9 protein-coding genes are annotated in these 9,601 nt (G+C 36.9%); 3 read left to right on the top strand and 6 right to left on the bottom strand.

The window, feature by feature from the left end; translation table 11 throughout:
* Positions 1-425: 425 nt before the first annotated feature.
* The 6 genes from ACERII_RS02830 to ACERII_RS02805 are packed head-to-tail and all read right to left on the bottom strand — an operon-like array spanning position 426 to position 7,213.
* The gene (locus tag ACERII_RS02830; protein WP_373639913.1) at positions 426-1,844 is read right to left on the bottom strand and encodes an aldehyde dehydrogenase family protein; all 1,419 of its coding nucleotides are present in this window, start codon (positions 1,842-1,844) and stop codon (positions 426-428) included.
* 11 nt (positions 1,845-1,855) lie between these two features.
* Complete coding sequence (gene gabT, locus ACERII_RS02825) at positions 1,856-3,202, bottom strand: 4-aminobutyrate--2-oxoglutarate transaminase (RefSeq protein ID WP_373639912.1); 1,347 nt, start codon at positions 3,200-3,202, stop codon at positions 1,856-1,858.
* Between the two features lie 5 nt (positions 3,203-3,207).
* Positions 3,208-4,482, bottom strand: coding sequence for a peptidase (locus ACERII_RS02820; protein WP_373639911.1), 1,275 nt, complete (start codon positions 4,480-4,482; stop codon positions 3,208-3,210).
* A 12-nt stretch (positions 4,483-4,494) separates the two neighbouring features.
* Complete coding sequence (locus ACERII_RS02815; RefSeq protein WP_373639910.1) at positions 4,495-5,154, bottom strand: 3-oxoacid CoA-transferase subunit B; 660 nt, start codon at positions 5,152-5,154, stop codon at positions 4,495-4,497.
* A complete protein-coding gene (locus ACERII_RS02810; RefSeq protein ID WP_373639929.1) occupies positions 5,133-5,831 on the bottom strand; it encodes a CoA transferase subunit A in 699 nt (232 codons plus the stop codon). The genes ACERII_RS02815 and ACERII_RS02810 overlap by 22 nt, the downstream gene beginning before the upstream one ends.
* A 23-nt stretch (positions 5,832-5,854) precedes the next feature.
* Entirely contained in the window at positions 5,855-7,213 is a 1,359-nt protein-coding gene (locus tag ACERII_RS02805; protein ID WP_373639909.1) for an aspartate aminotransferase family protein, read from the bottom strand.
* A gap of 244 nt (positions 7,214-7,457) precedes the next feature.
* Between ACERII_RS02805 and ACERII_RS02800 the strand changes: the two genes are divergently transcribed.
* The 3 genes from ACERII_RS02800 (at position 7,458) to ACERII_RS02790 (ending at position 9,593) form a co-directional block, all read left to right on the top strand.
* The gene (locus ACERII_RS02800; protein ID WP_373639908.1) at positions 7,458-9,113 is read left to right on the top strand and encodes a PucR family transcriptional regulator; all 1,656 of its coding nucleotides are present in this window, start codon (positions 7,458-7,460) and stop codon (positions 9,111-9,113) included.
* Between the two features lie 64 nt (positions 9,114-9,177).
* Entirely contained in the window at positions 9,178-9,318 is a 141-nt protein-coding gene (locus ACERII_RS02795) for a hypothetical protein (RefSeq protein ID WP_373639907.1), read from the top strand.
* Between the two features lie 113 nt (positions 9,319-9,431).
* Positions 9,432-9,593: an aspartyl-phosphate phosphatase Spo0E family protein gene (locus ACERII_RS02790; RefSeq protein ID WP_373639906.1), complete on the top strand. Its 162-nt coding sequence runs from the start codon at positions 9,432-9,434 to the stop codon at positions 9,591-9,593.
* Positions 9,594-9,601: the final 8 nt, after the last annotated feature.

Raw genomic sequence — 9,601 nt, 5'->3', positions numbered from 1 at the left:
GAAGTTGATGTTACTTAATCATCTAATAATGTTTTTTCATACGCCATGGTGAAAATGTTCACTTTCATGGGAGTCTACCCTCGTATAATACGTAATCTCAATTGGTGGTTAATTTATCTAGTATTCCTAATATTGTTGGTTTGTATTCCATTCGCTTCTGTCCACTCCTTTCCTGTGGGGAGTTGCCGAGCCCCCTCCACGACTACGTCGCTACGGTGTCTCGCCTCTACTCTACTTCCCACTGGAGTTCGTGGACTTACGCTCATTCCATAGAAAGTTGATGTTACTTAATCATCTAATAATGTATTTTCATACGCCATGGTGTAAGTTTTCTCTTACATGGAGGTCTATTATGAAAATACGTGTATCAGACTAATTACTCTCTTTACTGGCGTATATTTATTCGTTTCAAGCAGTTCCTGTTATCATCTCTTAAATGATACTAACTTCATTTCTGTCATTTCTTCTATGGCGTATTTAATTCCTTCTCGTCCGAATCCACTTTTCTTTACTCCTCCGTACGGCATATGATCCACTCGGAATGTTGGAATATCGTTAATCATGACGCCACCAACCTCTAAATCATCCGATGCTTGGAATGCTTTCGATAGATTAGAAGTAAATACTCCTGCTTGTAGACCAAACTCTGAGTTATTTACTTCTGCAATGGCATCAGACCAATCAGTAAATCCATTTACTGTAACTACAGGACCAAATACCTCTTTACAAGAAACACTCGTGTTACTCGGAGGATCAATCATAATTGTTGGCTGAATGATATTCCCTATTCTTTCTCCTCCAGTAGCTACTTTTGCACCTAAGGATACTGCTTCTTCTATCCATGAAAGTACCCGCTCACAGTCACTCGGAGTAATAAGTGCAGAAATATTTGTTGCTTCATCTAAAGGATCACCTAGCTGTAACGCCTTTGATTTCTCTTTTAATTTAGAAATTAACTCTTCTTTTAATGTTTCATGTACATAGATACGTTGCAGAGATATACACACTTGTCCTTGATATCCAAAAGCCCCCATTACAATCCGATCAATTAATTCATCTATGTTCACATCATGGTCGATGATAACAGCTGAATTTGATCCTAGTTCTAACGTTACTTTTTTTAGACCAGCTTTGTTTTTTATGGAAATCCCCACTTCTGGACTTCCTGTAAATGTAATAATATTAACTCTAGGGTCTGTAATTAACGCCTCTCCTACAATATTGCCTTTCCCAGTGATGACATTTAATGCTCCTTTAGGTAAACCTGCCTTATCAAACAAATCAGCAATAAAGTAAGCTGATAATGGTGTTTGTGATGCTGGTTTTAGTATTACTGGATTTCCTGATGCAATCGCAGGCCCTAATTTATGAGCTACAAGATTCATAGGGAAATTAAAAGGAGTAATAGCTCCAACAACCCCACCTGGTTCCCTTAGAACATATGCAATTCGATCCTCTCCTCCTGGAGCAGCATCCATATTAACCATTTCGTTTGGTAATCTTCGAGCTTCCTCACTAGCAAACTTATAGGTCATAATGGTTCTTGCCACTTCTGCGCGAGCTGTTTGAATAGGTTTTGCTGCTTCTTCCGCAATAATTCTGGCGCATTTCTCTCGATTTTCTTCTAAAAGTTTTACAACATTCTCCAATATCTCAGCACGTTTATATGCAGGTAACTTTTTCATTACGTATTTAGCACTTACTGCCGCTTCCACAGCACGGTCCACTTCTTCCAACGAAGCCATTGGAATGTGAGCAATAACTTTTTCAGAAAATGGGGAAGTTAGGTCTTGATAATTGTTTCCTTCTTGCCACTCACCACCAATAAACAATTGCTGTTTCATGATATGCCTCCTCACATCTTTGTACAATATTCATCAATAACAGATTCCAATATCACCAACCCCTCCTCTAATTGACTATCAACTATTACAAGAGGAGATAATATACGAAGAACATTGCCATACAACCCTGCGCCCATAATGATTAGGCCCTTTTGAATACAAGCTTGAATAATTTGTTGCGTTAACTCTTTGTTTGGCTCTCTTGATTCCTTATTTTTTACAAGCTCCATCGCATTCATGGCACCGAGACCACGTACATCACCGATTTCCTCATACGTATTCTTATAATTTTCAAAAGTTTTCATTACCTTTTTCCCAATCTCATTTGCTCGTTGTGGTAGTTTCTCTTCTTGCATCATTTCGATTACTTTTAATGCTGCAATACAACCTAATGGACTCCCACCATACGTTCCACCAATTTCTCCTGCTCCAGGGGCATCCATTATATCTGCTCGACCAGTTACAGCACTGATCGGTAATCCAGCACCAAGAGATTTGGACATAGTTATCAGGTCTGGTACAATTCCAAAATATTCTGATGCAAATAAATGACCTGTTCTTCCAAAACCAGTTTGAACTTCATCCGCTATAAATACTATTCCATGCTTTTCGCATATCTCCTTTACCTTTCTCACAAACTCTTTGCTAGGAACTACAAATCCACCTTCACCCTGAATTGGTTCCATGATAATGGCCGCTGTTTCTTCTGCTGAAACTTCTGATAGAAAGAATGTCTCCAAACGTTGAATACATTCTTTGTCTACATCCGCGTTCGACATTCCTTCTGGCTTACGATAATAATAAGGATACGACATTTTATATGTTTCTCCCACAAATGGACCAAACTCATATTTATATGGCTTTACTTTACTTGTTAACGACATAGCCATATAGGTACGACCGTGAAACCCTCTCTCAAAGGAGACAACCGCTTTTCTTCCCGTATATTTACGAGCAATCTTTATAGCATTTTCAACAGCTTCTGCTCCACTATTTAGAAAAAATGTCTTTTTATGATGGTCACCTGGAGTTATTTCATTTAATTTTTCTGCTAGTTGGACATAAGGTTCATACATCATTACATGAAAACAAGGATGAAGATAATGATTCATTTGTTCTTTTAAAGCATCAACTACGTTGGGAGGACAATGACCTACATTTAGTGAACCAATTGCACCAGCAAAATCGATGAAACGGTTTCCGTCTACATCCTCTAATATTGCTCCTCTTCCCTGTTTTGCAAATGTTAAAGCAGTGTTAAATGGCCCTCTCGGAATATTTCTTTTCCGACGCTCTAATAATTCTTTGCTTTGTGGACCAGGGATACTTGTCATCATTGAAAGCTTCTCTTTTTCCATACTTGTTATCTCCCCTCTTTTTCTACATTTACCCAATCAAATACTGTACACGCTATTATTTCTGCACATTGAAGTACTTTTTCTATTTCTATATATTCATTAGCAAAATGAGCCATATTTGTAACTCCTGGTCCAAATACAATGGATGGTGTATTTCCTACTGCAGTTAGTAATCCTCCATCTGTGCCCCAAGGTGCCGCTTCAATAACTGGTTCTTTGCCAATAACCTTTTGAAAGTTCGCCGTGAGTTTCGTCATTAACGGGTGTTCCGAATCAATGGAACCAGGAAACCAACGAGCACCAAACCACTCAAGTTTCACAGGATGTTTCTTAAACCATTCATCTTCTTCCCCTAATTGTCCAATCCATTCTGTAAACTCTTGTTTCGCTTCCTCTACGGTTTCCTCTGGAGAAATACCACATCTACCTTCAATTTTCACTAGGTCTGGAACGGAAGATGGCCAATCCCCTCCTTCGATTACTCCTACATTTATGGGAATAGGAATTGGCATCTTTTCAAATAATGGATCGGTAATTCTATCATTACGAATTTTTTCTAGTTTTTTTAACGAAGTTAGAACGATTTGTGCTTTATCTATAGCATTGGTACCTTCATAGGGAGTACCTCCATGTGCAGACGCACCTTTTACGTGGAGTCGAAACCACATGGACCCTTGTTGCTTCGGAAAGATCTTCATTTTTGTTGGTTCCGGAATAATGGCAGCATCTCCCGTATAGCCGCGAAGTATTGCCGCTAGTGTTCCAGCTCCTCCACTTTCTTCTTCTATTACACTATGAAAGATTACATCCCCTTTCAGAGGAAGCTTTAACTCTTGCAATGCTTTTAAAGCAAAAAGCATTGCAGCATTTCCGCCTTTCATATCTGTTGAACCACGTCCAAAGATTTTTCCATCCTTTATTTTTCCGCAAAAAGGGTCTTCCTCCCAATCAGATAAATCTCCTTCAGGAACAACGTCTACATGTCCGTTTAATACGATTGAATGACCGTTTCCATCACCTTTACGAACACCTACGACATTAGGACTTCCATGAAAAGAACTTCTAGCAGAGAGAAACTCTTCATGGGTAAGTAATTCCTCTCCTCCTAACTCCCATTTATCTACTTTATAGTCCATATTCAGTAAAAACTCTTCCACAATTCGTTGAACACCTGCTTCGTTTATTTGTGTTGATGGCTCACGCACCATTGTTACTAATAGTTGTATTAATTCCTTTTCATTTTCTTTCATCCAAGACTTTATTTTTGAATAAGCATCCATAAGATCCCTCCTTTAATAATCAGTTTTAATTGAATTCTTCACTTTTACTGTTGCTGCGGTTTTTTCTATTATATTATCTATGGTATATGGCTCAAACACTTCTTCTAATACAAGTTCTTTCTTTGTGATAGAAAAAACTGCCATATCAGTAATAATCATATCTACACACCTTGGTGCTGTTACTGGCAGTTCACATTGTTTCACTATCTTGGGGTTTCCATATTTATCAGTATGATTCATTAAAATAATGACCTTTTTTGCTTTTTGTGCTAACTCTACAGCACCTCCCATTCCGGGGACTCGTTTTCCTGGTACGATCCAGTTCGCTAAATCTCCTTTTTCACTAACCTCAAGAGCTCCTAGAATTGTCATATCTAAAAACCCTCTACGTATGAGAGCAAACGCAGTAGCACTATCGAAATAGGAAGCACCAGGAATCGTCGTTATGGGAAAACCTCCAGCATTACATAAATTAGGATTTTCTTTTCCTTTCTCTGGACTAGGTCCTGTTCCTAACACACCGTTTTCCGCATGAAACATAACAGGAATATCTCCAACATAATCTGCAACTAATGTTGGAATGCCAATTCCTAAATTGACGATCATTCCAGGCTTAATTTCTTTTGCAGCACGTTTTGCTATACTATGTCTTATATCTTTTCCCAAGCCCATTTCCAGTTCACCCCTTCACTTCGTACGATAAAATCAACAAAAGCCCCTGGTGTAACTATCTCTTCTGGATCTAACTCCCCGTTTTTAACAATTTCATCTACTTCTGCAATGGTAATATCTCCTGCCATTGCAACTAATGGATTTGTATTTCTGGCACTTGTATCAAAAACTAAATTGCCAAATTCGTCCGCTTTTTTTGCATGCACTAAAGATACATCTGCCGTTAATGCTGTTTCCACTAGAAAATCCTTACCTGCTATTGTAACTTTTTGCTTGTTTTCCTCCACGATTGGATTATCTATTCCTACATCTACTAATATTCCACCTAACCCTACTCCTCCAGCTCGAATCCGCTCCGCTAATGTACCTTGTGGAGAAAAAACAACTTCTAATTCTCCGTCTGTCATTTGCTTCCCTGCATTTGGATTCGAGCCGATGTGACTTGCAATAAGCTTCTTTACTCGACGGTCTGTTACTAACCTTCCAACTCCAATGTTCTGAAACCCGGAATCGTTACAAATGACGGTTAATTGATCTGTTCCTTGTTTCATTAATTCATCAATTAAGGTAGGTGGATTGCCAACTCCTCCAAAACCACCAATCATGACAGTCATCCCGCTTTTCACTTTTTTCCCCGCTTCTTGTAATGAAATAACCTTTGATATTCTTTGTACCATTTCCCCCACACTAATCTCCCCTTCTAAACTGCAGAATGAAAATATCCTTTTAATTGAAGTTCTTCTTGAATTTCTTTAACTACCTCCTCAAAAAGAGATAGAAGTTTAACTAGCTCATCTATTTTTATTGTTAATGGTGGTGCAATGATTACTGCATCTCCCCCTGCCCCATCAATTCCAGCCGAAGCGGGATAAACTAGTAACCCCTTTTCCATTGCTTTCGTTATAACGGATTTTGTTACGTTTACTTCCGAGGAAAAAGGAATTTTGTTAAATATATTGGAAACAAATTCAATGCCAGTGAGTAACCCCAAACCTCTTACATCACCGATAATAGGATATTTATTTTGTATTTTCTTTAATTCGTTCAGTAAAAACGTACTTTTCTTTCCTACTTGATTTACGATATTATGTTTCTCCAAAAACTCTAGAACAGCTAATCCTGCTGCAGCAGATTGAGGATTTGCGCTAAACGTATGTCCACTCATAATTAACTTTGAACCATGAAAGATAGGATCCATTACTTTATCACTAATCATGGTTGCAGCAAGAGGGGCATAGCCTGCACTTAGACCTTTTCCTATTGCCAAAATGTCTGGAGTTACTCCCCAATGATTAATGGCAAACTTTTCTCCACATCTCCCAATACCAGTCATTACTTCATCAGCTATAAATAAAATATGATGATGATCGCATATTTCTCGAATTTTTTCATAATACCCAGGAGGTGGAACTACAGCTGCACCTGATGCCCCTATAACCGGTTCTGCAATAAATCCAGCAATATGCTCTGAACCAATTCTCCTTATAGCACGATCTAACTCTGTAGCACACATTTCTCCACATTCAGGATGTGTCTGTTGAAAAGGACACCGATAACAGTATGGAGCTTCTATCGTTGGGAAATCTTCTAACAGAGGAACAAACCGTGCTCTTCGTCCAACGTGACCAGACATGGATAATGCCCCGAGAGTTATTCCGTGATAACTCATCCATCTAGATAATATCTTTGTTTTTGAAGGTTTTCCTTTTTCTTGCCAATATTGGATCGCTACCTTCAAAGCAGTTTCCGTTGCTTCTGAACCACTATTTACAAAAAAAGACCAATTAATATCTCCAGGAGCCCATTCCTTTAATTTCAATGCTAATTTTTCCGCCGGTTCACTTGTAAATTGAGAACGGTATACAAAAGATACCTTTTCTGCCTGTTTTTTCATAGCATCAGCTATTTCCAATACTCCGTGACCAATGCTTGCTGTTACAGCACCTGAAGACCCATCAATATACTCTTTTCCTTTTGAATCATATAAATATATCCCTTTTCCATAATCCGCAATTGGATATTCTTCATCCAGAAATGGCTTAATTAAAAAACTCTTCATAAAAACACCTCCTGATATGAATAGATTTGCTTGCATTTGCAATTAAAGTTTCTAATGTAATGATTGAACTATTTGTAACTTATCCGTACACTTAAAGAGTGTAATTTCCTATATACATATGGTATTCGGAAATAAAGTATCTGACTATTCAATCTTTTGACACAATTTTTCTTTTCATTTTTATACATAGTGTATAAAAAACTTCAATTAGTGTAAGAAAAAAACTCGACAAGGAGGTACTAGCATGTTAACAATTCAAGAAGCAATGAAACTTCCCGCTATGAAGGGTACAAAACTAATTGCTGGTCAATCAGGCATGGACCGTGCCATTAAGTGGATTACTACTATTGAAATAATTGAAGATATAAGTAGGTTCCAAGCTGGAGAGTTTATAGTTACCACAGGATATGGTCTAGAGAAACATAAGAAATACGAAGAAAGAATGATTGAACTTATTCAAGAAAATCAGCTATCTGGTATTGCTATATATACTGGTTTTTATTTAGATACAATACCGCCGAATATTTTGGTTGCATCAGATAAACATGGATTACCTATAATCGAAATACCAACATCCATCAATTTTTCTACAATTACAAAGGCGATCGTGGAACAAATAGGGAATCAACAAATGCGGTTGCTTGAGGATTCCTTAAATATACATAAAGAAATGACGAAATTAGCTTTAAATAATGGTGGTTTAAATGAAGTTTTACAAAAATTGAGCCCATTAACTAACTCAAGTTTGGTTGTCTTTGATGATTTAGGTCATCGCCTTGCTTCACAGGTACTATCTACACATCACATACATATTACTGAACAGCATATTACGGTAAACAACGATACAAGAGACTTAGGAGATATATTTAATGAACTTTCGTATGATCCTTCCCAGAAGACATTTACCTTAAATGGTTGTCACTGTTTTAGAAGTACAATAAAAGCAGAATCCTTTACATATGGTTATTTACTTGCTATTCACAGAAAAGAAGTATGGACGGAAATGGACGATATCATCATGGATCATGTATCCACCTTAATTGGCATTGAGTTAGTGAAGCAATATGCAGTGGAAGAAACTCGTGTGAGACTTCAAGGGGAGTTAGTAGAAGAAATAATTATGAAGGAACAGTTAAATAAGGACGTGACTATGAAAAGAGGGAAAAAATTAGGTTATGACCTAACCAAGCCCCAGGCAGCTTTATTTTTTAAGTTCGACATTGATGAAAAATTACTAACTATTTCAGAGGATTCAACAAATCATTTGCATTATGTAGTTTCTCAATCATTTCAAAAATCACATCGACAACATATACTTTTACCAAAAACCAATTCCCTTTTTGCGTTAATTGAAGTAGACGCAGACAATCAAATGGTAGAGAAAGAAGCGCTAAAAAAAATCGCGGCATCTATACACGAACGCTGGTCTCGTCATTTTACTTTCCCCATCTTTATTGGAATAGGTAGCCCATATGAAGATTTACATCATATTTCCCAAAGTGCGAAAGAAGCAGAATACGCTGTTCTCTATTCACCATTACTATTGAACAATTCATCTATCGTACATTTTGATGAATTAGGTTTTTATCAAATGCTTATTCAAATGCAGGAATCAGGTATTTCGTTAGAACTTTTTTATGAAAAATATCTTGGAAATGTTATCAGTAAAAAACAACATCGTACTGATTTACTCTTAACATTAGAAACGTTCCTTGCTCATAATTGTAATATACAACAAACAGCCTCTCACCTTTATATTCACCGTCATACTTTAAAATATAGGTTGTCACAGATTGAAAAAAGAACAGGTTATAGTTTACAGTCACCAGATGATCGGATGAACTTACATTTAGCTATATTGGCTTATAAATTAATTACATTACAAAAAAGAAAACAATAAAATAATACATCATGCCTGTTTGGAGAAACATAGTAAGAGATCATCTCATAAGGAGGCATTCTGAATGAACCAAAATAACCAAACATCTAAAGAAAAACAGACACATTCAAAAGAGAAAAAGAAAGAGAAAAAACTACATTATCAAGTATATTTACAGGAAGATCGACCTATACAACCAAAACAAGAAGATGAGATAGAGTATTAATATTGTCGAAACATGTAATAAAAAGGGATATATTGACTAGTTTTTGAGAATCCCTTTTCCTTTTGCCAAGTCTGTATCATAATAGGAATACCACATAAAGAAAGAGTGTTCCTATGAAGATGACATGTAGAATTGAATCCAAAAGGAAAGAACTATTAAATATAGCTAAAAAAACAGGGCTATCTTCAACTGATACACTTCGCTGTTCCGAAGAATTGGACAAGCTTATTTTTACGTACCAACAAAAGGTGACAGATAAGCCTTTACAAAAATAAGGACGTTT

It is taken from the genome of Evansella sp. AB-rgal1, from assembly GCF_041820985.1.
Lineage (GTDB): Bacteria > Bacillota > Bacilli > Bacillales > Salisediminibacteriaceae > Evansella.
This window is presented reverse-complemented; position numbering and strand designations above follow the sequence as displayed.

What these genes read in the sequence shown, in the direction of transcription:
- ACERII_RS02820 (WP_373639911.1), bottom strand. Translation starts at nt 4,482, where the DNA reads ATGGATGCTTATTCAAAAATAAAGTCTTGGATGAAAGAAAATGAAAAG.
- ACERII_RS02815 (WP_373639910.1), bottom strand. Translation starts at nt 5,154, where the DNA reads ATGGGCTTGGGAAAAGATATAAGACATAGTATAGCAAAACGTGCTGCA.
- gabT (WP_373639912.1), bottom strand. Translation starts at nt 3,202, where the DNA reads ATGGAAAAAGAGAAGCTTTCAATGATGACAAGTATCCCTGGTCCACAA.
- ACERII_RS02790 (WP_373639906.1), top strand. Translation starts at nt 9,432, where the DNA reads ATGAAGATGACATGTAGAATTGAATCCAAAAGGAAAGAACTATTAAAT.
- ACERII_RS02800 (WP_373639908.1), top strand. Translation starts at nt 7,458, where the DNA reads ATGTTAACAATTCAAGAAGCAATGAAACTTCCCGCTATGAAGGGTACA.
- ACERII_RS02795 (WP_373639907.1), top strand. Translation starts at nt 9,178, where the DNA reads ATGAACCAAAATAACCAAACATCTAAAGAAAAACAGACACATTCAAAA.
- ACERII_RS02805 (WP_373639909.1), bottom strand. Translation starts at nt 7,213, where the DNA reads ATGAAGAGTTTTTTAATTAAGCCATTTCTGGATGAAGAATATCCAATT.
- ACERII_RS02810 (WP_373639929.1), bottom strand. Translation starts at nt 5,831, where the DNA reads ATGGTACAAAGAATATCAAAGGTTATTTCATTACAAGAAGCGGGGAAA.
- ACERII_RS02830 (WP_373639913.1), bottom strand. Translation starts at nt 1,844, where the DNA reads ATGAAACAGCAATTGTTTATTGGTGGTGAGTGGCAAGAAGGAAACAAT.